We start from the raw sequence: 23,950 nt of genomic DNA, 5'->3' as shown, positions 1-23,950 counted from the left end.
CTTAAACTAGAACGAATGATGACGATATAGTAACCATTTTCACCCTAATTTATAAGGATTTTTACAAATTTAGGCGTATAATTTGACTCATGATAATTAAGGATGGAACTCACATGAAACCCGCAACAGCAACGATCAATGGTAATGCATTACGTCACAATATGCGCTTAATAAAATCCCTTGCCCCGAACAGTAAAATTTGTGCTGTCGTCAAAGCCAATGCTTACGGACAAGGTATTCGTCCAGTGATAAAAAACCTAGAAGATCAGGTGGAAGCCTTTGGTGTTGCACGGATAAAAGAAGCCCTAACCATTCAAGAAAGTGGCTATGCAGGTAAAATTTTGTTGCTTGAAGGTTTTTTTGATCGTGAAGAGTTGCTCAAAACACTCTCCCGCCGTTTTGATACCGTTATCCATTGCATTGAACAACTAGAATTGCTTGAAAAAGTCGCTCAAGAATGGCAAGCCGAAAAAGAGAAAGGCTTTTGGAAACGAAAAACAAAAATCTATTTCCCGATTACCGTTTGGCTAAAAATTGATACGGGAATGCACCGCTTAGGTGTTCACCCAGAACAAGTTCCTGAATTTTATCAACGTTTAAAACAGTGTCCTTTAGTTGAAAACATCAATTTCGTCAGCCACTTTAGCCGAGCAGACGAACCAGATTGTGGCTATACGGAAAAACAAATCGCTACCTTTGAAGCGGTGAGCCGAAATTATGATGTGGAACGCAGTATTTCTGCATCAAGCGGTATTTTGTATTGGAAAGAAGCCCATTATGACTGGGTGCGTCCAGGGATTATTATGCACGGTATTTCACCACACGCTCAGCCAATTACCGACTTAGGTTTTAAACCTGTGATGACACTCTCTTCTTCATTAATTGCTGTCAGAACCCATAAAGCGGGCGAACCTGTTGGCTACGGCGGAGCTTGGGTCAGCCCGCAAGACACTAAAATTGGCGTAGTTGCGATTGGCTATGGCGATGGATATCCACGCAACGCCCCTGAAGGCACACCTGTATTTATTAATGGCAGAAAAGTGCCGATTGTTGGGCGTGTTTCAATGGATATGATGACCGTTGATCTCGGTGTAGATAGCCAAGACAAAGTCGGCGATGAAGTAGAACTTTGGGGAGAGAAATTGTTAATCGAAGAAGTCGCTGAAGCCATTGGCGTTATCAATTATGAGCTGATAACCAAATTAACCCCAAGGGTTATTATTGAGTACAAAGATTAAGACTTACAAGCGGTGAGATTTGCAAAAAATTAGATAAATCTCACCGCTTGTCGTTCTACCATTCCTATTTTGTGATCTGCTTCACATACTCTTTTTAGTATTTTCGTTTATACTCCATTTAATTCTGATTTTTTGAAAGGATACTCCAAATGAGCCAGAAATTTGAGTTAAATGATCATCCGCACCGCCGTTATAATCCATTGAAAGATGAGTGGATTTTAGTTTCACCTCATCGAGCGAAACGTCCGTGGAGCGGTCAAGTGGATAAAGCGGCGGTTGAACAGCTACCGAGTTATGATGAAAAGTGTTTTCTCTGTCCGACGAATACCCGTGTTTCAGGCGATGTAAACCCTGATTATCAAGGCACTTATGTATTTGCCAACGATTTTGCCGCTTTGATGCAAGATACGCCAGATGCTCCGCCATCTGACAATCCGTTATTTAAAATTCAAGGGGTACGTGGTTTAGCTAGGGTGATTTGTTTTTCGCCTGATCATAGTAAAACGCTCCCCGAATTACCTGTGGAAAAAATTCGTGGTGTAGTTGATACTTGGAATGCTCAATTAGAAGAGCTAGGCAAAGATTATCTGTGGGTTCAAGCCTTTGAAAATAAAGGGGCGATGATGGGTTGCTCACAACCACACCCACACGGGCAAATTTGGGCCAACTCGTTTTTACCGAATGAAATTGCAACTAAGGATAAAAATTTACGTCGTTACTATGAACAATACGGCTCAAATTTATTGGTCGATTATGCTCAAGCGGAACTAAAAGATGGCACACGAACCGTTACAGAAACAGAACATTGGCTTGCTGTTGTGCCGTATTGGGCGGCGTGGCCTTATGAAACCATTTTGATGCCAAAGCGTCATATCAAACGAATGAGTGAATTGAGCGAAGCGGAAAAAGATGACTTAGCCCTTGCGATTAAAAAGCTCACTTGCCGTTATGATAATCTGTTTGAATGTGCTTTCCCTTATTCAATGGGCTGGCATTTTGCTCCGTTCTTTAAAGATGGGCAAGATATTGAACATTGGCAACTTCACGCTTATTTCTATCCGCCGCTATTACGTTCGGCAACGGTGCGGAAATTTATGGTCGGCTATGAGATGTTAGCTGAAGCCCAACGGGATTTAACCCCAGAGCAAGCCGCTGAAAAATTAAGAGCGGTGAGTGAAGATGTTCATTATAAACAAAGATAAATACTTTAATTTCCCCCCACCCTAACCCTCCCCGCAAGCGAGGGAGGGAAATAAAAATAGTGAAAAGGAAGATAACAATGAGTCCAATCCAACTCTCTCAAACTCAATTTGAACAACATTTTGGTTATTCGTCACAACAAACCGTTTTTGCCCCAGGTCGTGTGAATATTATCGGTGAACATACCGATTATAACGATGGCTTCGTGATGCCTTGTGCGATCAATTACGGTATGGCAGTGAGTTTTGCTAAACGTGACGACTCCATTTGGCGTGTCTATGCGATTGATATTAACGAAACCGATGCCTTTGATATTAAAAAAGAAATTCCACAAAGTGAAGATAAATGGAAAAACTATGTGCGTGGCGTGGTGAAATATATTCAAGAGCGTTGCCCTGAATTTATTCAAGGGGCAGATATTGCAATGACCAGTGATGTGCCGATGTCTTCAGGGCTAAGTTCGTCCGCTGCTCTTGAAATTTCTATCGGTAAAACCTGTCAAGTGTTAGGTAATTTACCGATTAGTCTAGCGGAGATCGCCCTAATCGGACAACGTGCCGAGAATAAATTTGTCGGTGCAAATTGTGGCAATATGGATCAGCTTACTTCAGCATTAGGACAAAAAGATCACCTTGTGATGATCGACTGTCGTAGTTTAGACATTAGCCCAACCCCTGTTCCACAAGGCTATTCCATTGCGATCATTAACTCTAACGTCAAACACGATTTAGTTACAGGGGAATATAACAGTCGCCGTCAAGAGTGTGAATTTGCGGCACAATTCTTTGGCGTTAAAGCCTTAAGAGATGTTAGCCCTGAACAATTTATTGAGCGCGCGGCAGAGTTACAACAGCTTAATGAATTAGCCTACAAACGTGCAAAACACGTTATCAGCGAAAATCATCGTGTACTAGAAGCAGTTGAAGCCTTGAAAGCCAACGATATGCAAAAATTAGGTGTACTAATGGGCGAATCCCACGACTCAATGCGTGATGATTTTGAAATCACTATCCCAGAAATTGACTATCTAGTTGAATTAGCTCAAGTCGCTATCGGCAAAAATGGCGGTGCAAGAATGACAGGCGGTGGTTTCGGCGGTTGTATTATCTGCTTAGTTCCAAATGAAAAAGTGGAAGCGTTGCGTAAACTTATCGCAGAAAACTACCAAAAACAAACCGGCATTCAAGAAACTTTCTATGTTTGCACAGCAAGTGATGGGGTGAGAGTGGTTTAATTAATAAATCAGTGAGAGCAAATATGAAAATTTATACCCTTGAAAACGATCATCTCAAAATCACCCTATCTGACTTTGGTGCATCTTGGCTTTCTTGCGTAGTTAAATTACCAAATGAACAACGAGAAGTATTAGTGACTACCACACCTGAGCGTTGGCAAGAGCAATCAGCCTATTTCGGTGCAACGGTAGGGCGTTATGCCAACCGTATTGCAAATGGTAGCTTTGAACTTAATGGGCAAAAGTTCACCTTGGCAAAAAATAACGGGGAAAATAATTTGCACGGTGGGGAAATCGGGGCAGATAAATGTGTATGGCAGGTGCAATCGGCAAATGAACAAGCGGTTACTTTTCATAAAATTTTTGCAGATGGTGAAGAAGGCTTTGGCGGTGAAGTGACTGCGACTGTCGTTTATCGTTTGAACGGCAATCAGCTTGAGATTGAATTTAATGCAGTAAGTTCTCAAGATACACCGCTCTGCTTTACCAACCACGCCTATTTCAATCTTTCTAATGAACCGACCATTCATCAACATAGCCTACAACTCAACGCAGAGAAATACTTGCCTGTCGGTGCTAACGGCATTCCGAACGAGCCATTAAAAGCTGTTGATGGAACGAGTTTTGATTTCCGCACAGCAAAAATGATCGAACAAGATTTACTGGTTGATACTGATCAACAAGCGGTCAAAGGTTACGACCACGCCTTTTTACTTGCAAAACATTGCCAAGATCTGACCGTTTGTCAGCCTGATGCTGTTTTAACTTATGATAATCTTCGTCTTGAGCTTAGCACCAGCAAACCTGCATTACAAGTTTATACAGGGAACTGGCTGAGCGGACAGCCTAATTTGACGGGCGGAAGCTATCCTAATTATGCAGGAGTCGCCTTAGAACCTGAGTTTTTCCCTGACACCCCAAACCACCCTGAATGGTGGCACTATGGCGGAATCAGCAAAGCAAACGAGCCTTATCAGCACCACATTCATTATCGCTTTATCGTGGAGGAATAAATAAATGAAAGTTGAGATCTGTGTCGATAATCTAGAATCGGTCATTACCGCAAATCAATTTCCGATTGATCGTATTGAGCTATGCTCTGCCCTTGCGGTTGGTGGCTTAACACCAAATTTCGGCTTTATTCAACAGGCTCAACACATTTCAACCATTCCCCTAGCATTGATGATCCGCCCCCGAGCCGGTGATTTTCTGTATAGCGAAGATGAAACTCAGATAATGCTCAACGATATTGCCACTGCCAAACAGCTTGGCATACAAGCGGTCGTTTTTGGGGCATTATCTGCAAATGGTGAGATTGATTTAGCGACGACAGAACTATTAGTTAAGGCCTCACAAGGTATGGAGATCACTTTTCATCGAGCTTTTGATCTCTGTAAAGATCCCTTTGTTGCTCTTGAACACCTTATCGACTTAGGTTGCCATCGTATTTTGACATCGGGGCAAGCTACAACGGCTTTTGAGGGGATTCCAGTGATTCAGCAGTTAGTCAAACAAGCGAATGGGCGTATTCAAGTAATGGCTGGCTGTGGGGTCAATGCAGATAATGTTAAACAAATCATTGAACAAACCCAAGTGCCTGAAATTCATTTTTCAGCCAAAGGGCAGCGCAAAAGCAAAATGCACTTAGCTAGTACAGCCAAAATGGGCAGTGCATCGCAAGACGACTTATTGGATATTGCGGACAGTGAAAAAATTCGCAATATCCTTACGAATATTGCGAATTAAGGTTAATCATATTCCAAACAAATCAGTTGATAGCCTTCTAATTTATCTAATTCAAATGAAAGCCTATCTTGTGCTAATTGCAGTCGAGTAAGGTGGCTTTCTTGTTTGATTGGATATACATTTTTAATGTTAGACAGTTTGATGGAAAGCTGAATGTGATATAGCGGTAATTTACTGTCCACAATCAATAGATCTTTGCATTTATTTTCAGGGACATAATGAAGTAAATGCAAAATATAACGTTTTCTATCTGCTTGATGATTTAATAAAGCAATCAATGAGCGTGGCCCATTATGATTAACCAATTTACTACCATTCAATAAAGCTAAACATCGCTCTTCTACTAATGTCCTTACCCATCTAGGCGCTTTTTGTGCATAAATGCTAAAAACTGGATTAGCGAAGTAAGTCACATTCGAGCTATTCACTAATGCTGGGTGAGAGACTTGATGGCTTGAGGGTGTATGTTGATGAGAGCAGAACTCTCGTCCTTGACGATTAAAATAAGGTTTAACCGTATGGGCAAGTACTACGGAGTTCATTGTTGCTTCCGTTTGAACGCCCCCTTGATACATCACAAGTTCTTCTTTAGGTAAATCAATATTGTAACTATCGTTAATCCGTAAATAATCAGGGCTAAACGGCACTTTACCTTGCGGAATAACTGGAAAATCAGCAAGTAGATTTTCAGTTAAATCCGTATTAAATGGCGATTTACCTGTCGCTAACAGTTTTCCGCCTTGTTGCATATACTGATTTAATTTTTCAATCACCTTTTCAGATAAACGATAACTATCGACCAAAATTAATAGCTTATACGCTGTAAAATCGCTATAACTATCAATAATGTCAAATTGGAAAGCACATTCTTGCAGTAAACGTGTTGCACCAATGAGTGCATTACCCACATTCAGATCAGCATCTTGTTTATTCTCTTCGGGATTAAGCACGGCTATTTCTGTCACAGCGGTCACATTATGGCTAAATTCTTCTACGGCTTGAAGCTGTGAAAAAACACGTTCAATAAGTTGATAGCCAGCTGGAGAAAGCTGTCCATCTGGGTGCATTTGATCGCCAACAGAAACATAAGCCCCTATTGCATTTGTTAAAAAGCATTCATACTCTAGAGCTTCTTGATTTTTCAGGGAATGAAAATCGCCCCAATAGGTATGAAATTTCCCTGTCATGCCCATTACAGGCTTGCCAAGTGTTCTCGCATAACGTCCTACAACCGGAAAATGATCGTATCCCCATCCGCCAGAGGGTAATGATTCGACTTCTACGTGAGAAATTGCATCGAGAAAATGACGATACCCCGGGTGAATATGCGATGTGTTGTAATACACCGTCGCATTCGGTTTATTTTTCCAAACTCGTTGGCTTAATTCCTTTTTGAATTCTGCTAGGGTTTTGACTGAAAATGCCAGCACTGCTTTTTCGTCATAAATATCAACTTGATTTTGTCGCATTTTCTTCAAGCAGTTAACGCAATAGCAAGCTCTTGGATAAACAATATCAAAGAAAAAACCATCTATATCGTAAAGGCGTTGTAGCTCATCCACTTCATCAAATACATATTGGCGATAAGCAGAATTCACGCAAAGGAAAGTGTAGAATCCATCTTCAAAATAACCTGCTTTTGACCAAGAGGCGACGATATCTTTTCCCTCTTTTGTTCGCATACACCATTCAGGATAATTTTCTGAAACAAATTGATCCCATTGAATTGGCATATATACCGGAGCCTTCACACCATTTGCTTTACAAATTGCTAACTGTTCCCCCAAAAGATCTCGTTGTAAATGAGGGTGGATTGCAGCAGAGTGAACTTTAGAGGGGTAATAGAGCATTCCATGGTGGCATCTCGCAAAGCAGGTAATAGAAGTTACCTTAGCGGTTTTGAGCATTTCAATAAATTTTTCAGCATCAAAATGGTTAGCCACATCAGGTATTAATGCGCTAGTATGAAAATCAAGGTGAATTTGTCTTGGTGCGAATGACATAAGCAAGCGGTCCTTTTTCGTGAATTTTTTGCAAATTTAAGTAGTGATGATTTCTGCCTCTCGCTCTTCAGGCTCATCCATTCCGTCTTGCCAAAACCAATAGGTAATTGGACCTGGGCAATTTAAACTGACGACTTTATGTTGATCATTTTTATCAATAGCGTGAATGGTCACTCCTTCTGTATAGCCATCTTTTAAATATTGGAGATCTTTTATTGCTTCATAAACCGCTTGTTCTAAAGTCATTCCCATCTTCATATAGAACACTACCGAATGTGCTGTCGAACAACGAATAGACATTTCTCCCGTATGAGTACAAGCACAAGCACCATAACGGCTATCAGCATATAAACCTGCACCAACTATTGGGCTGTCGCCTAGTCTTCCCGGATATTTCCACGCCCAACCAGATGTAGAAGTTGCAACGCTTAATTTTTGATTCGCATCACGACATAAAAAGACTGTAGTATCCCTAACTCTTTCAGGATCTGTTGCATTATTAGAAAGTTTGGCTAAAGGAATATTGGGAAAAGCTTGTTTTTCAGACTCAGTCATAGATTCTTCTAATTTTTTCCACCACACTTCTTTCGAATTTTCAATGAGATTTTCACCTTCTAAAGCACCGATTTCTTTGGCAAATCGAGCTGCTCCCTCACCCACTAAAATTTCGTGGTTTAAGTCCGTCATCACACGATAGGCAACTTCGACAGGATGTAAGAAACCTTGTAAAGCACCGACTGCTCCAGTTCTTAAATTGTCACCATCCATGACTGAAGCATCTAGTTCCACATCACCAAGCACATTCGGCCAACCACCACGCCCAACCGTTCTTACACGGGGATCTAATTCAACCAATTTGATCCCCTCTATCATGGCTCTTAATCCTTCTTGTTTCTGTTTTAATCGTGCTACCGTTTCAGCAAAGCCTGGATAGGCTTCCGAGTTTGCAATCAAAATCATTCTTGCTCTCCTAAATCCGTTGCTGTGTATCAATATCAAAGAAATGTAGGCGTTCAATATTGGGGATTAAACGACTCTGTTTACTGATCGTTTGGCTACTCGGTGTTCTAAACATGACACTTTCACCATTTTTTAAGGTCATTGAGAAATTCGATTCTGAACCAAGATATTCACTATAATCAAACTCGCCGATAAATCCTTCATCTTGGGTATCAGATAAAAGTAAATCTTCTGGGCGAATTCCTAAGCACACTTTTTTACCATGATAGGAAGCCAGTTGTGGAAATGCGGAAAGAGAAAGTGTTTGTTTGTAGCTACTATCAGCAGACAGAATAAGTTGTTCCCCTTGCACCTTCACATCAACATCAATGAAATTAATCATTGGTGAACCAATAAATCCTGCGACAAACTTATTAGTAGGGTGTTCATAAAGCGTTTTAGGTGAGCCGATTTGTTGAATAACCCCTTGATCTAATACGACAACTTTATCCCCCATTGTCATCGCCTCAACTTGATCGTGTGTAACATAGATGATGGTCGCATTAATCTCTTGATGTAACGCACAAATCTCTTTACGCATTTTACTTCTCAGCTTTGCATCTAAATTTGAAAGAGGTTCATCAAAAAGAAACACTTTTGGCCGTCTTACAATCGCTCGCCCTAATGCCACACGTTGTCGTTGCCCGCCTGAGAGTTGTCCTGGTTTCGAGTTTAAAAATGGCGTGAGATTGAGCATTTCAGCAATATTTCGAATTAATGAATCGATTTCATTTTTATCGACTTTTCGTATTTTTAATGCCAATGCCATATTTTCATAAACAGTCATATGAGGATAAAGCGCATAGCTTTGGAAAACCATCGCAATATCACGATCTTTAGGTAATTCGTGATTAACGACTTTTCCATCAATAATCAACTCACCACTACTAATGCTTTCAAGCCCAGCAATCATACGAAGTAATGTCGATTTGCCACAACCGGACGGACCAAGCAAAATGACAAACTCACCTTTTTCAATTTCTAAAGATGCACTTTTAATGGCATTAAAGCCATTTTTATAGACTTTGGCTAACTCTTTTAGATGAACATAAGCCATTTTTCTCTCCTTAGCGACTTAAATTTTGACAAAGATGGGTCAATAATAAAGCTCCAAAACCAGAAGCGGTTTCACCATAGATTTTCCGGTGAGCTAAATCACGGGACATGGCTGCAATATCTAAATGTGCCCAAGGTTGTCCATCTTTAACGAAGTGTTGTAGGAAAGTCGCAGCAACACAAGGGCTTCCATGTGGATCTTCACTTCCGTGACGTAAATCCGCATAAGCACATTCAAGGGGAGTATCAAACCAATCTCCCGTTGGCATATGCCAAACTCTTTCTGCGCAATGCTCACCTGCTATTCGAATTTGTTCAATAAACTCCCCATCATTTCCCATTAGTGCAGCATAGCCTTTGCCTAATGCAACACCTGCTCCACCGGTAAGTGTTGCAATATCAATCAGATAATCAGGTTGATATTTTTCTTGGGCATAATCTAATACATCCGCTAATACCATTCTGCCTTCTGCATCTGTGGAAATAATTTCGACACTGGTTTGAGAGCGCATCATCACAACATCGCCAGGTTTAATCGCATTGCCAGACGGCATATTTTCGACTAATCCACACAAGCCGATTACATTAATAGGTAGTTGAAGCTGTGAAATGGCATAGATTGCCCCAACCACTGCGGCTGCACCGCCCATATCAAATTTCATTGTACTCATTAAGCGAGCAGCCTTAATACTGATCCCACCTGTATCAAAAGTGACGCCCTTCCCGACCAATGCAATACTTTTTGTTGCATTTGGCACTTGATATTTCAAGGTTAACAGTCTAGCTTCCCTTGCAGAACCTTGTGAGATACAGAGTAAACCGCCAAATTTCTCTGCTTCTAACTCAGTTTCATCTAAAACACCCAATTCGATATGGGGAATATTTAATTGCTTGACTGCTTCGACAAAGGATTCTGGATATAGCACGTTACTTGGTAGATTCATCAACTCTCTAGAAATAAGCTGTGCTTTGGCAAGAATTTGGCTAATGTGGAATGTTTCTAACAGTACGTGATCTTCTGTGTCTAGTTGAATTTCAGGTGTTTGAACATCAAGCACAGCTTCGGTTTTATGGCGATATTGATAGGCTGAGAGGTAAAGCCCAAAGCCTAACCATTGAATTAATGTTTCTGTACCAAATTGTTGAATAACACTACTTTCTATCTCAAATGTAATAGCCTTTGCTTGACTAAATTGCTTCGCTGCTAAATATCCAATATCTTGCAAATTTTCGATAGAAAATGACCGCTTGTAACATTCTGCATCATAGTTTTCACTCTCTAATTTAAAAGAGAGTTTATTGTCATAGCCCAAAGCAAGATAAACGACTCTTGCTTTTTTAGTATTATGTGGAAATTTAAACGTAAATGTATTCATTTTTGACCCCTTTAACCTTTTACTGCACCCTCTGTTAAACTTTCCATCATTTTCTTAGAGAAGAAAATGAAGATAATCAGTAATGGCAACATCGCTAAGAAACTCCCCGTCATAACTAAGTTCCAAGGTGTTGCTGTTGCCCCATTCAATGAACGTAATACCAATGTCAAAATTTGTGTATCTGGTGTTTGTAATGCAATGAGTGGGAGCATGAAGTTATTCCAAGATGCCACTATCACCATAATAGCCACAGTCAATAAACAAGAGCGCATCATCGGCAAACCTATACGGAAGAAGATTTGAAGTTCATTTAATCCGTCCACTCTCGCACTATCAAAAATTTCTCTTGGAATTGACGAAGCTACATATTGCCGTATTAAAAAGACCCCAAAAATATTGACTCCAGCAGGTAGCCAAATTGCAGTCAGCGTATTAATTAAGGAAAGTTGTTTAATAATAAGGAAGTAAGGCACTAAATTCACGACAGATGGCACCATCATAGTGAGAAGAAGTGTGGTAAAAATCAAATTTTTACCTTTAAAATTATAAATAGCAAAAGCATAACCCGCTGCTGCAGAAACAGCGACCGAATTCAGCGTTGAAAGCACAGTAATAATAAAGGTATTTACCATGGCTTTATTAAACGGAATATCTTTTGCTAAGTCCTGATAATTTTGGAAAAATTGATCGCCAAAGCTTAAAGACATTCCCATAATAGATGCCGTATCTTGTGTTGATAATAATGCAGACCAAAAGAACGGAAAGATCGAGATAAACGCTAAAATAGAAACGAAAATATAAATAATAAATTTAGCAATATCGAATCTGACTTTATTTTTTCCGATATACATTATTCACCTCCTTTTTTAATGCCACGCTTACCAAATAGTAAGAAGAATATTGCACTAAAAAGCGAGGTAATGAGGAATAATGCCCAAGCAATTGCCGAGGCTGTTCCCATATCATTCCAATCCCATCCCATTTTATATAGGTAAAGTGAAACCGTCATCCCTGAATTTGAAACACCACCGACACCTTTAGTTAGCATCATCGGTTCTTCAAACATTTGCATATTGCCGATAATCGTCATTAATGTCGCAAAGAAAATATAAGGAACGAGAAGCGGTAAAGTAATATAACGGAATTTTTGCCACTTATTTGCGCCATCAATATCAATAGCTTCATATAATTCTTTAGAGACAGAGGCAATACCTGTCATATAAATGACGGTATTGATACCGGTATATTTCCATGTAACTTGATTGGCTATGGTCAAACGAATCCATTCCACATCAAAAAAATCAATGGGTAATAACATTTCAAGTCGTAAGGTATCTGCAATGCTACGTAATGCTTCATTAACAATACCAGACGGAGCAAAGATATTAAAAACAACTAGGCTGACAGCAACACTCGATGTGATATAAGGTAAGAAAATCGCTGCTTTAAAAAATTCAGCACCACGAGTAATAATATGTAACAAAATATAGGCTAGCGAAATGGCTAATACATGTTGTGAAACACCTGAAATAAAAGAAATTTTAATGGTGTTCCATAAAGATAACCAAAATACATCATCTGTTAACGCATAATAGTAATTTTCCCATCCAACGAACTCCATTGAAGACAAGCCTTTAACTGGATTCCAAGCATAAAACGAGAGAAACCCTGAAAAAAAGATAGGGAAAACACTGAACGTTAAATAAAGAATAATAAAGGGAAGTAACAAAATATAAGCGACACGATGATCGTGTAACATTCCTTTTAAATATTTCATCTTTAGCTCCTTAACAAAACATCCAACATTAATAATTAAGGTTGGATGTTTTTATTAACTACTTCAATGAACGCATTCTACGTTGTAATAACGTATTGGCTTCATCTAATGTTTTATCAATATCTGCTTTTTCAGCCAAAATTTTCTTAATAGAGCTATTTAAGATTTCATTCGCAATATTATCTATTGGCGAAGATAAATAAGGTTTATTTTGTTTCACAATTTCAGTATATAACTTCATGGAATGTTGACCGCCAAAAGTTTCACTTGGTTGATCAAAGAAAGGATCGCTGTAAATTTCTGTTCTTGCTGGTAAGGTACCTGCAATTTTGGCAATATCTAACACACTTTCATTTTTCATTAAATGTTGGATAAATTTCCAAGAAGCATCTTTATGTTTGCTTTGTGTTGGAATTGCGAACACCGTTCCACCCGCATTGACATTGGTATTATTCGGAATACCGGCAACACGCCACAAGCCTTTTTTCGCCCCATCAGGATCATATTCTTGAACAACTCGCCCTTCGATCCATGGACCGTCAATATCTGAAAATAGTTTACCTTCACGATAAAGCTTAATGAATTTCTGATCGTTTGATGAACCATCTAAAGCTGCAACAAGTTGTTTGTCATAAAGCTCTTTGACTAAATTCACTAAGAATTTAATTTCTTTCGAATTGAGGTTCGGTTTACCATCTTTAAGATATACAGGCTGACCCGGCGCATTGTTAGTTCCCATCACAAGAGGGTTAATTAAACTAGTTGCAGCAGGAAGTACAAAAGCCCCCGATTTTTCTTTTAATTTTTCAGCGAAGGTCACGAAAGATGCCCAATCTTTTGTTGCTTCTTCAATAGTCATGCCAGTAGAATCAAGCAAATCTTTACGATATACCATCACAACCGGGCCTGTATCAAATGGCACACCAAAAAGTTGTCCTTTATCGTTTTGTGATAAAGTCAACATAGATGCATCAAACTGCCAGCCGGTTTTATCCATAGAATAAGGGGCATCAGTTAGATTCACCAAACCACCAGAGTTAACGAAAGTACCTAGTTTAATCGTACTGATAGTCACCACATCGGGAGCGCCTTCACCAACAGCTAATGCCGTGGTTAATTTGTCATGACAATCACGGAATCCACAGCTCATTGCCACGACCTCAATATCTGGATTATCTTTTTTAAATCCTTCAATCATGGTATTCACATAATCTTTAGAAAGATAATGGGAAAAAACAATTTTACTGTTGGCAAGAACTTGGGAAGAGGTTGCTAAAAGAAGGGTTGATAATGCAATACTTAGAAGAGACTTTTTCATATTTACACCTTAGACTTGAATTAACGACAAAACATGATCTTCTTGATCACCGATATTCGTTAGATTAGCTAACGGAGTATTCCTTACTAAACTCTTACTTAAAATACTACTTTCGAAACAGCTTGAAATTGACTACCACCTATAAAGTAGAGTTGGTGAAAATCCATTTTTGGCGGATTATACTGACCTAAATTTACACTTCAATGACATTGTTACAAATACGTTAAACAGATCACATTTTAAACACGTATTCCTTGCAAAAACCTATTGATTTAACACAAACAATAGGTTTTTATTATCAATTTAATAGTTTTACATACTTTTTCCTATCTTAGATAATTCGCTAGCTAATAAATCCTATTAATTATTTTTGAAGGAAATTCACTATGTCTAAATGTCCATTTGATCATGGTTCAAAAACCTTAACAACGGCAGCTGGTGCACCAGTTGTTGACAATGACAACACAATGTCTGCTGGTCCTCGTGGCCCACTTCTTTTACAAGATGTATGGTTCCAAGAGAAATTAGCTCACTTTGCTCGTGAGCGTATTCCTGAGCGTGTAGTTCACGCTAAAGGTTCAGCAGCTTACGGTACATTCACTGTCACTGCAGATATTACTAAATACACAAAAGCAGCAGTATTTAAACCGGGTGCACAAACTGAAGTATTATTACGTTTCTCAACTGTTGCTGGTGAGCGTGGGGCTGCCGATGCAGAGCGTGATGTACGTGGTTTCTCCTTAAAATTCTATACAGAACAAGGTAACTGGGACTTGGTGGGTAACAATACACCAGTATTCTTTATCCGTGATCCATTAAAATTCCCAGATTTTATCCATACACAAAAACGTAATCCACAAACTAACTTGCGTGATGCAAATGCAGCGTGGGATTTCTGGTCACGTCACCCTGAGTCAATGCACCAAATTATGACATTATTCTCAGATCGTGGTATTCCTGCGACTTTACGCCATATGAACGGTTACGGTAGCCATACTTATAGCTTTGTAAACGCAAACAACGAGCGTTTCTGGGTGAAATTCCACTTCAAAACACAGCAAGGTCACAAATTCTTCACTAACGAAGAAGCGGCTAAAGTTGTAGGTGAAGATCGTGAATCTAGCCAAAGAGATTTATATGAAGCGATTGAGCGTGGTGAATTCCCACGTTGGACTGTTCAAGTGCAAATTATGCCAGAAGCAGATGCTCACAAACATAATTATGCCTTTGACTTAACTAAAGTATGGCCACACGCAGATTACCCAGTGATCGAAGTAGGTGTATTAGAGTTAAACCGCAATCCACAAAACTACTTTGCTGAAGTAGAACAAGCAGCATTTGCACCATCTAACATCGTTCCGGGAATCGGCTTCTCGCCAGACCGTATGTTACAAGGTCGTCTGTTCTCTTACCAAGATGCACAGCGTTACCGTTTAGGTGTAAACCACCACCAAATCCCTGTAAATGCACCAAAATGCCCATACCACACGACTCACCGTGATGGTGCAATGCGTATTGATGCAAACGGTGGCAACCACCCTAACTACGCGCCGAACCGTTTTGACACTTATGTGCCAACCCACGACCAATTACCATTACAAATTGAGCGTGAAGCAGCACACTTTAACTTCCGTGAGTACGATGAAGATTACTACTCACAACCAGCAGCACTTTATAACTTGTTTACAGCGGAAGAAAAAGATCGCTTAGCAGGTAACTTTGCAGCAGGTTTATCAGGTGTGACTGTTCCTGAAATCGTAGAAAGACAAATGGCTCACTTTGAAAAAGTCAGCACAGAATTAGCAAATGCGATTCGTCAGAAATTAGCGAAATAAGCTAATTAAAGACTTATTTTCTCCTTACACTTGTATTTGCTATACTTTAAAGCTCAGCCATTTGGTTGGGCTTTTTTTACATATATAGGAAAGTACCTTGGAATATCGTTATTATATCACCACAGCTATTGCAGTTATTGTCTTACAGTTACTCTTACTCAACTTCTCACGAACAGTAGGCTGGCTCTTTAATTTATCCTCAAAAAGTAGAAAAATTTTCACTCTTTTGAGCTATATCTCAGCTAATACCCTCGTCATTTTGCATATTACTCGAACCGTTCAAAGTTTTAGAGCCGTGGCATTAATGTTGGCACTACTTCTCTTTGCTTTTTTCGTTCGATTTGCCTTTATCCTCATTCAAAAAATCGCTCAGCATTTTATTGCTCGTGATGCAGTAAACCGCTGGCTCAAATTACTCTATCTTCCTGCATTGATTAGCTTTGTTGGATTTACGGTTTATAACGCTTATACACCGAAAGTCGTCCATTATCAGATCACCTTAGATAAACCGATGTCCCCAATTAAAATCGGTATGGCAAGCGATTTCCATCTTGGTAAATTTTTTGGCGCGACACAACTTGATAAATTAGCGGAGATTTTTAATCAAGAAAAAGTCGATTTAATCCTACTGCCAGGCGACATTATGGATGATAATGTGTCTGCTTATGTCGCAGAAAATATGCAACCACATCTCGCCAAATTAAAAGCATCTTTAGGTGTTTATGCGACATTGGGTAATCATGATTTCTTTGGGGCTCAAAATGCCATTGCAGAAGAAATTCGCAAAGCAGGCATTACCGTTTTATGGGATCAAGCGGTCACTTTAGACGGAAAATTTACCATTATTGGACGTAATGATGATTTAGTCAAAAAACGCCCAAGCACAGAACAGCTATTAAAAGATGTCGATACAACATTGCCTGTCTTTTTATTAGATCATCGTCCAACCCAGATTGAGCAACACGCAAAATTGCCTATTGATATTCAAGTTTCAGGCCATGCCCATAAAGGTCAGATCTTCCCTGCCAATTTAATTACCTCGGTAATTTATCGATTACATTATGGTTATGAAAAAATCGGCAATGGACATTTTTTTGTTACTTCGGGATACGGATTTTGGGGGATTCCAATGCGTTTAGGTTCACAGTCGGAAGTGATGATTATTGAAGTGAAAGGAAAATAGATACAATACCTCATATAACAACGGTAAGATTCGTTCAATTTTTTGCAAAAAATATCTCAAATCTTACCGCTTGTTTACATCCAAATCCGTTCAGAACTTGTAGTTAACACCTAAACTTACATTTCGTCCCATTTGTGGAATATAAGGTAAGAAGGTTTCATGAGCATACACCTCTTCATTCATTAAGTTATTCGCCTTGAGGAAGATTTCATACTCCCCTTTCGCTAATTTATTCTGATAAGTGAGCCCAAGATTCAGCATATTATGCCCTTGCGTGACATTCTCAAATTTTGAAATGCGATGTTGCGTAAAGACACGATAGTACTCTAATTCACCTTTGAGGTTTTCCGTAAAATCGCTTTTAATGCGAGCTCCGACACGAATTGGTGGAAGTCGTGGGGTGTACATTTTAGCTTGCTCTTCATACACAGGCTCTTGTACACGAATTTGACGCTCAATTCCCATTTCATTTCTGACTTTAGAAGCTGCTCGCCATGGTTTCATTTTCGGGTTTTCCTGCATTAGTTTTTCTACCGCCTTGGTAAATTCAGGGTTATCAACATAGCTCACTTTATCACTGGTGCGAATATCGTGAGCTTTTAAGTAACCTTTCACGTAATCACCGAATAGGCTGATATGATGTTTTGGTGTAACTTGATAACCCAAATTAACTTCTACGCCATAGAAACGTGCAGGGGCTTGCATATAGCGATTAATGCGTAAATCGCTATCTTGCTTCATTGAAGCAGGTCCTCTCCCTGAATTGAGCGTATAGAGATAGGTATAGTTATCAAAGTTGTATAAAAAGCCACTCAAATAATAGCTAAATTTATTGCCTTCATAGCTTAGTCCTAAATCAAGGTTATTGGATTTTTCTTTGCTTAGCCCTTTGTTGCCCATTTCAAATGAGTTTGTTGCTAAGTGCATTCCATGAGCATAGAGTTCCTGTGCGTTAGGAAGCCTTTCTTGGTGCGAAGCGGTCAGAGAGAGTTTATGATTTTCTTTAAATGCCCAATGCACACCTAACGCAAAAGATCGAGCCGTTTCTTTATGTGCTTGAGTTAACGTATAGTAATTATCCATGGCATGAGCGGTCTCTGGTCTTTTACTATCAATATACCCAAGAGAGAGAAACTCATTGCGTACTTTTTCATGATCATAATCTTTGGTGACTTTTTGTTTTTCTAAACGGCCAGAGGCTTCAAAGGTAATATCATTCCATTGATAGCTCTCTAAACCGAATAAACTCCAGTTCTGCATTTTGTTATTGTTCAATAACTGCTGTACACCACGATGTTTGTGCTTATGTGTCGCCGAGTCTTCTGGGGATAATGCACTATTTTTTTGTTCCAGGTACTGAATTCCCCATATCCCTGTTAAATTCCCAATTGGACTATGCACAAACTCAAGGCGAGTGGTAAGCCCTTTATTTTTAAAGAGATTCGCCGTTCTTTCCCCTTCAATTTCGCCATGTTGATAATTCACACGGCTTGCATTAAATCTCAATTTATCCACATACTTAAAGGGTTCGATAATTTCACCTCTAAAACCGTAACGCTGACTTTTCAAATCAACATAAGGCGTAGCTGACAAACCATGGGCATGACAATCCGCCATATTTACGCCAGGGTTAGCCCAAAAGAGATGTTGATCATCTGCAAGTTCAGGGTAAGGGAATAAATAGGGATATTGCTGTTTAACACTTTCATCAATAATACGTACCGCACAGCCTTCATAAATATGATTATGAGCGGGTAATCCATATTTATCTTGGCGTTCTGTATAAGCAAGCCCTAGATAACCTTTTTCATGAATCCAAGAGATACCCGCCGTACCGACTTGTGATTTCGCCCAACTTTCAGGAACATATGAAAGATTTTGATAGCTCATCTCCCTACGATTAAAGGCTTTTTTATCCGAATAAGTGCCATAACGGTAATGCGGTGTTTTGTAGTTACCTGCCTGTTTTGATAAGCCTTCAAGATGAACAGCAATACTCGGGTGAATTGCAAAAGTGATGCCTGCGGTGGTCAATTTTTCATTATTATTGGTATTAAAACGGAAACCAGCCTCACCTTTAAGCCCGTTTTGTGGCATGAAGTTTAGGATTTTATTATCTAGGACATTGATTACCCCAGCGGCATTGCCTGAACTGTATAGCAAGGTAGAGGGACCTCTGACGATCTCAACTTGCTTAGATAGGGTTGCGTCCACAGTTACGGCATGATCCGGCGACATGGTGGACATATCCACTACATCACTATTATTTTGTAATATCTTGAGACGTTTGCCCTCTTGCCCACGAATAATCGGCGCTGAAGCACCGCCACCATATTGATTAGAGTGAATTCCAAGCTCGCTAGATAAAGCATCTCCTAGGGTTGTTGATTTCTGTTTGAATACCTTCCCATCGATCAGCTTATCACTGACATTAGGACGATCTCCCAATAAGTTACTCTCCGCCATTTTGGCTTCGACCTGAATTTCCTCAAGTTCCGCTACTTCTTCTGCATATACACATACAGAAAAAAGAGAAATCATGGAAAGCGTTATCGCATTCTTTTTCATTTTGTCTCCTTTAGAAAATTAACCATATTTTTTTTATGGAATAATAAATAAAAGATAAAATGAAATCAAATTAAAAAACTATAATTTTTTTATGGGTTTAATAATGAGCAAAAAGAAGGGCGTTAAATATAACTCCCTAGAGTAAATCTTAAAATTAAACCAATTCTGCTCTCAATTTCTTCGTCACATCCACCATCACTTGCAATTGCTCAATGGTTTCTTTCCAGCCACGGGTTTTTAAGCCACAGTCTGTATTACCCTATACGTGTTTTTTGCTCTGTCAAGTCGGGAAGAGGGTAAAAGCAATGCTTGACTCTCTTCTACCAAATTTTTACATTACTCAACCCATTCTACAATCTCAGCTAACGGCTTACGGTACTTCGACTTAATCTCTTTCGCTCGATAGCCAAAAGTCACCATCACTGAAACTCCCCACTCTATTGGGTCAAATAATCCTTCCTCGGATAAAATACGATTGACTTCTGCATAGTTAAACCCTTCTATTGGACAACTATCAATACCCACAAGCGCTGCACCTGTCATCATATTCGCAAGGGCAATGTAAGTTTGCTTGCTTGTCCAATCAAACAAAGCTCGTTCACTGTCAGCAATCGGCATATCTTCTTGTTGGAATTTTTATAAACCGCTAAGGTTCTGCTCATCTGCTCTTCGGTTAATCCACGTTTTTCAAGGGAGGTACGGAAAAATTCAGAATCATAACGGGCATTCTTCTTCGCTAAAATCACCACTAAATAGCTCGCATCATCAAGCTGTGTCGCCATTCCCCAGCTCACAGGCTTAAGTTTTTGGCGAATTTCAGGCTTTTGAATCACTAAAAATTTCCAAGGCTCAGATCCTACGGAACTGGGTGAAAGTCGCGCTAACTCAAGAAGATATTGCATATCTTCACGAGATACTTTACGTTCAGAATCATAATAACGTGTTGCAGCACGGAACTTAAATACACCGAGTACTTGTTCTTTTGAAATACTTTCCATTACTTTTCCTTATTAATTTGCAAAAAATGAGTGAGATCATACCGCTTGCATACGCACAATTTTTTCTTCTTTAAGCGGTAAATTCAAAACAGCGGCTAAAAATGCCAAAAACATATCGGCATACCACATCCATTGGTAATCCCCGAAAGTCGTAATCGCAAGTCCGCCTAAATATGCGCCCAAAAATCCGCCGATTTGATGGCTTAACAAAACTAAACCAAATAAGGTTGCAAGATAGCGCACACCAAATAATTTGCCGATAGCAGCCGCAGTCGGTGGTACCGTTGCTAACCAAGTTAATCCAAGGGCAATCGCAAAAATGAAAAAAGTCATTGGTGTTTGTGGCATGAGTAAATAAATACCGATTAAAATCGTTCGGCTGAGATACATCCAAAATAAGATATATTTGCTACGGAAATGCCCAACACACCAACCTATAAACAAACTGCCCACTACATTGGATAGTCCGATTAAAGCCAGTGACCAAGAAGCAACGTTGGATTTTAACCCTGCTAACGTAATTTCGCTTGGTAAATGGGTGACTAAAAAAGCAATATGAAATCCACAGGTAAAAAAACCAATATGAAGGAGCCAATAATTTGTATTTTTTAAGGCTGATCTGACCGCTTGTCCAAGAGTCTGCTCTGGTTGTTGCACTGTTGTTGATGCGTGAGAAACGACAGCAGAATTACGCGTTAAATAATATCCCAAGGGAATACAAACCAAGCAAATCGAGGCTAAGAAGTACATTGCCCCAATCCATCCGACGGCTGGCATTACAATCAAACTTTGTAAAATTGGCGCAAAGGCAAATTGTCCGAATGAACTCCCTGCATTAATAATACCAGAGGCTGTTCCTCGATGCTGAGCAGGGATTTTATTGGCAACCTGCCCCATCAACACCGAAAAACTGCCCGCACCTGTTCCAAAAGCAACTAAAAAACCTAATGTAAAGACGAGTCCCCAAGCAGAAAGTAAATAGGGCATCAAGGCACAGCCAATCGCAAGTAATAGGGTGCCACCTAATATTACCCACCAAGCGCCAAAACGATCCGCCAAAGCGCCGGTAATCGGTTGAGAAACACCCCACATTAATTGAGTCACAGCAAGAGCAAAGCTCATTTGTACAATAGAGATTTCTGTTGTCGATGAAATAGGTTGAACAAAGAGCCCAAGAGAAAGCCTTATCCCAGATGTGACTAGAAGAATCGTTGCAGCAATAAAAACAAATGTCCATGCTGTTTGTCGTGTGGTCATAATCATCCCCAATTATTAACTAGGAGATGATTTTAGCGTATTTCCCTGAAATAATTTGATTATTTTTCATTCAACTTAACAGTTTAAACAAAAAATGCTAAAATATCCCCACACGGTAGAAGTCTATCATACTTCTACCGTTTTCATTTTAATTATATTGAGAAAATAGGAGATATTTTGACGAAGAAAATTAGTTTATCACAGCAAGAGATTATCCAATTTATCCAAGAGAAGCTTGAACAAGATGATATATTTTCACTTTTAAATGGTTTCTGCCATTGGCTACGCCACCATAATGAACATGAAGAACAACTCTATTTTTTAATCAAAACATTAAAAACAAACAAAACGTTATTACAGCATCTCTCTTCTCAATTATGCCGCTGGCTTTGCAATATGCGATTATATCCACTATTGATTAGTAGTGGCATCCTTAGTCGGGATGGTTTTGGCAAAGAGTTTAGCAACCGTTTATATGAAAAAATTAACCCCGCCTATCGAGATGTCAAAGATTTACGCGATATTTTTTTCTTACTCTTTAATGATAAAAACGATTCAACGTGGTTAAACAATATTCCATTACATTATTGGAGCAGTTTACTGAAATTATTCAATCGCTATGCTACTGAGCAAGAAAGAGAACGCATTAATAAACATTTACGCTCAGAGGGACTCTTTGCGATAAAAATGCTTTCTATTTGGCTAGCTGCCGAAGAAATGGATCCGAAATTAATGCGATTAGATCCAACCTTATTGGATGCGGATAGCCCTTTTGTTGCATTACAAAAAGAGGTGTCATCTTGGATTGTCGCACGCCAGAACGATCAACTGTTTGATGATGCACATCTACAAGTGATGTTTAGCCAAAGCCAAGACTTAATTGAAAGGTTAAAGAAAAAAGGTGCAACCATGGGCTCATCATTGAGTGTAGCCTATCTATTAGAACGTTTAGAACAGACGCTATCTCGTTTAGCCATGTTGATGGATGTGTTTGCATCCAATCGTTTTTTACCTCGCCGTATTCTGCTATTAACAGGAAACCTTGCGATTGCTTCAGCTAAGCAACATAGTATCTCAACACTCTGGAAACAAAGTATTGGCATGCTTTCACGTAGTATCACACAACATACTAGTGATCATGGGGAACATTATATTACACGCTCTAAAAATGAATTTTTAGCAATGTTTTACTCGGCTGCTGGTGGAGGTATTCTCATTGCTTTTATGGCGTTATTTAAAATTTATCTAGGGGAAACCATCGAAGATAAAGTGTGGAAAGGGATTGCAGAAGGTTTAAATTATGGCTTAGGATTTACCTTAATTTTCATACTTCATTTCACTGTAGCAACAAAGCAACCCGCCATGACTGCCGCCCGTTTTGCTGATTTTGTTGGAAAGAATCCTCAAGGACGAACTGTCAATATGCAATTAGCGCAATTGCTGATTGATGTATTTCGTTCACAAAGCATTGCAGTATTAGGAAATGTACTGATGGCGGTAAGCGTTGCCTCATTGATTGCATTCGGTTATCAATGGATATGCGGTAAACCATTGTTGACATTACCACAAGTAGAATACCAGCTACATAGTATCAATCCCTTTGGAGCAACATTGTGGTATGCAGCCATTGCAGGTGTATGGTTATTTTTAGCTGGCTTAATTTCTGGATATTTTGATAATCGTTGTAATTACCTCAACATGCGGATGCGATTACAAAACCACCCATCTCTACGTAGATTTTCCGAAGAAAAACGTATTCGGTTTGCAAATTATATTCACCAAAACTACGGGGCTATTATGGGAAATCTCTGCTTTGGGATGTTACTCGGATTAACTGGTGTTGTCGGATATTTATTAGATTTGCCCTTAGATATCCGTCATATCGCATTTTCTTCTGCCAATGTCGGCTATGCCACAGTCAGCGGAGAATTAACATCAGGCATTTTCATACAGAGTCTATTTTTTGTATTACTCATTGGCTTAGTTAACTTAGCCGTAAGTTTTTCATTAACACTCACGCTCGCCTTACGTGCTTTAGGCACAGAAGTCGATAGTTGGAAAAATATCGCCAAATGTGTGTGGTTGATTATTAAACAAAAACCACTAAGCCTCATTTGGCCTGTTTAAAAAATTAAGGGAGTGGCTTAAAGCTACTCCCTAAT

17 protein-coding genes and 2 pseudogenes are annotated in these 23,950 nt (G+C 39.4%); 8 read left to right on the top strand and 11 right to left on the bottom strand.

The genetic code is table 11. The features are described 5' to 3' along the window. Nucleotides 1-113 precede the first annotated feature (113 nt). The 5 genes from alr (at nucleotide 114) to EXH44_RS08545 (ending at nucleotide 5,418) form a co-directional block, all read left to right on the top strand. Nucleotides 114-1,238, top strand: a complete 1,125-nt coding sequence (gene alr, locus EXH44_RS08565) for an alanine racemase (RefSeq protein WP_162857088.1) — start codon at nucleotides 114-116, stop codon at nucleotides 1,236-1,238. A 149-nt stretch (nucleotides 1,239-1,387) separates the two neighbouring features. Next, nucleotides 1,388-2,440 carry a UDP-glucose--hexose-1-phosphate uridylyltransferase gene (locus EXH44_RS08560; RefSeq protein ID WP_162857087.1) on the top strand — a complete coding sequence of 351 codons (1,053 nt, stop codon included), beginning with the start codon at nucleotides 1,388-1,390 and terminating at the stop codon, nucleotides 2,438-2,440. A 77-nt stretch (nucleotides 2,441-2,517) separates the two neighbouring features. Next, complete coding sequence (galK, locus tag EXH44_RS08555) at nucleotides 2,518-3,672, top strand: galactokinase (protein WP_162857086.1); 1,155 nt, start codon at nucleotides 2,518-2,520, stop codon at nucleotides 3,670-3,672. A 23-nt stretch (nucleotides 3,673-3,695) separates the two neighbouring features. Further along, nucleotides 3,696-4,685: a galactose-1-epimerase gene (locus tag EXH44_RS08550; RefSeq protein ID WP_162857085.1), complete on the top strand. Its 990-nt coding sequence runs from the start codon at nucleotides 3,696-3,698 to the stop codon at nucleotides 4,683-4,685. Between the two features lie 4 nt (nucleotides 4,686-4,689). Continuing rightward, nucleotides 4,690-5,418 carry a copper homeostasis protein CutC gene (locus EXH44_RS08545; RefSeq protein WP_162857084.1) on the top strand — a complete coding sequence of 243 codons (729 nt, stop codon included), beginning with the start codon at nucleotides 4,690-4,692 and terminating at the stop codon, nucleotides 5,416-5,418. 2 nt (nucleotides 5,419-5,420) lie between these two features. On the opposite strand, the gene EXH44_RS08540 is transcribed toward EXH44_RS08545, so the two are convergent. The 7 genes from EXH44_RS08540 to EXH44_RS08510 are packed head-to-tail and all read right to left on the bottom strand — an operon-like array spanning nucleotide 5,421 to nucleotide 13,947. Further along, nucleotides 5,421-7,421, bottom strand: coding sequence for an alpha-amylase family protein (locus EXH44_RS08540; RefSeq protein ID WP_208717131.1), 2,001 nt, complete (start codon nucleotides 7,419-7,421; stop codon nucleotides 5,421-5,423). 36 nt (nucleotides 7,422-7,457) lie between these two features. Beyond that, nucleotides 7,458-8,381 carry a glycosylasparaginase gene (locus tag EXH44_RS08535; RefSeq protein WP_135672961.1) on the bottom strand — a complete coding sequence of 308 codons (924 nt, stop codon included), beginning with the start codon at nucleotides 8,379-8,381 and terminating at the stop codon, nucleotides 7,458-7,460. A 10-nt stretch (nucleotides 8,382-8,391) separates the two neighbouring features. After that, entirely contained in the window at nucleotides 8,392-9,477 is a 1,086-nt protein-coding gene (locus EXH44_RS08530) for an ABC transporter ATP-binding protein (protein WP_162857082.1), read from the bottom strand. Nucleotides 9,478-9,487: 10 nt separating this feature from the next. Next, on the bottom strand, nucleotides 9,488-10,852 hold the full coding sequence (locus EXH44_RS08525) for a leucyl aminopeptidase family protein (RefSeq protein ID WP_162857081.1): 1,365 nt from the start codon (nucleotides 10,850-10,852) through the stop codon (nucleotides 9,488-9,490). A gap of 11 nt (nucleotides 10,853-10,863) precedes the next feature. Beyond that, complete coding sequence (locus EXH44_RS08520; RefSeq protein WP_135672955.1) at nucleotides 10,864-11,703, bottom strand: carbohydrate ABC transporter permease; 840 nt, start codon at nucleotides 11,701-11,703, stop codon at nucleotides 10,864-10,866. Next, on the bottom strand, nucleotides 11,703-12,629 hold the full coding sequence (locus EXH44_RS08515) for a carbohydrate ABC transporter permease (protein ID WP_162857080.1): 927 nt from the start codon (nucleotides 12,627-12,629) through the stop codon (nucleotides 11,703-11,705). Before EXH44_RS08515 ends, EXH44_RS08520 begins: the two co-directional genes overlap by 1 nt. Nucleotides 12,630-12,687: 58 nt before the next feature. Beyond that, nucleotides 12,688-13,947 carry an ABC transporter substrate-binding protein gene (locus tag EXH44_RS08510; protein WP_162857079.1) on the bottom strand — a complete coding sequence of 420 codons (1,260 nt, stop codon included), beginning with the start codon at nucleotides 13,945-13,947 and terminating at the stop codon, nucleotides 12,688-12,690. A 386-nt stretch (nucleotides 13,948-14,333) separates the two neighbouring features. Here EXH44_RS08510 and EXH44_RS08505 point away from each other — a divergent pair, with 386 nt between their 5' ends. Further along, entirely contained in the window at nucleotides 14,334-15,782 is a 1,449-nt protein-coding gene (locus EXH44_RS08505; RefSeq protein WP_162857078.1) for a catalase, read from the top strand. A gap of 97 nt (nucleotides 15,783-15,879) precedes the next feature. After that, nucleotides 15,880-16,965: a metallophosphoesterase gene (locus EXH44_RS08500; protein ID WP_162857077.1), complete on the top strand. Its 1,086-nt coding sequence runs from the start codon at nucleotides 15,880-15,882 to the stop codon at nucleotides 16,963-16,965. A gap of 90 nt (nucleotides 16,966-17,055) precedes the next feature. Here the strand turns inward: EXH44_RS08500 and EXH44_RS08495 are convergent, their stop codons facing one another. The 4 genes and pseudogenes from EXH44_RS08495 to EXH44_RS08480 form a co-directional block, all read right to left on the bottom strand. Beyond that, complete coding sequence (locus tag EXH44_RS08495; RefSeq protein ID WP_162857076.1) at nucleotides 17,056-19,533, bottom strand: TonB-dependent receptor; 2,478 nt, start codon at nucleotides 19,531-19,533, stop codon at nucleotides 17,056-17,058. Nucleotides 19,534-19,687: 154 nt separating this feature from the next. Beyond that, nucleotides 19,688-19,789, bottom strand: a pseudogene (locus EXH44_RS11195) (hypothetical protein); the annotation flags it as partial. Between the two features lie 80 nt (nucleotides 19,790-19,869). Next, nucleotides 19,870-20,531 (bottom strand): annotated as a pseudogene (locus EXH44_RS08485) (NAD(P)H-dependent oxidoreductase). A 36-nt stretch (nucleotides 20,532-20,567) separates the two neighbouring features. Beyond that, on the bottom strand, nucleotides 20,568-21,788 hold the full coding sequence (locus EXH44_RS08480) for an MFS transporter (RefSeq protein WP_208717129.1): 1,221 nt from the start codon (nucleotides 21,786-21,788) through the stop codon (nucleotides 20,568-20,570). A gap of 177 nt (nucleotides 21,789-21,965) precedes the next feature. On the opposite strand from EXH44_RS08480, the gene EXH44_RS08475 reads away from it, so the two are divergent. After that, a complete protein-coding gene (locus tag EXH44_RS08475; protein ID WP_162857074.1) occupies nucleotides 21,966-23,915 on the top strand; it encodes a site-specific recombinase in 1,950 nt (649 codons plus the stop codon). Nucleotides 23,916-23,950: the final 35 nt, after the last annotated feature.

Origin of the sequence: Actinobacillus indolicus (genome assembly GCF_004519515.1) — a bacterium.
Lineage (GTDB): Bacteria > Pseudomonadota > Gammaproteobacteria > Enterobacterales > Pasteurellaceae > Glaesserella > Glaesserella indolica_A.
The sequence above is the reverse complement of the archived record's forward strand: the minus strand, read 5'-3'. Positions and strand labels throughout refer to the sequence as shown.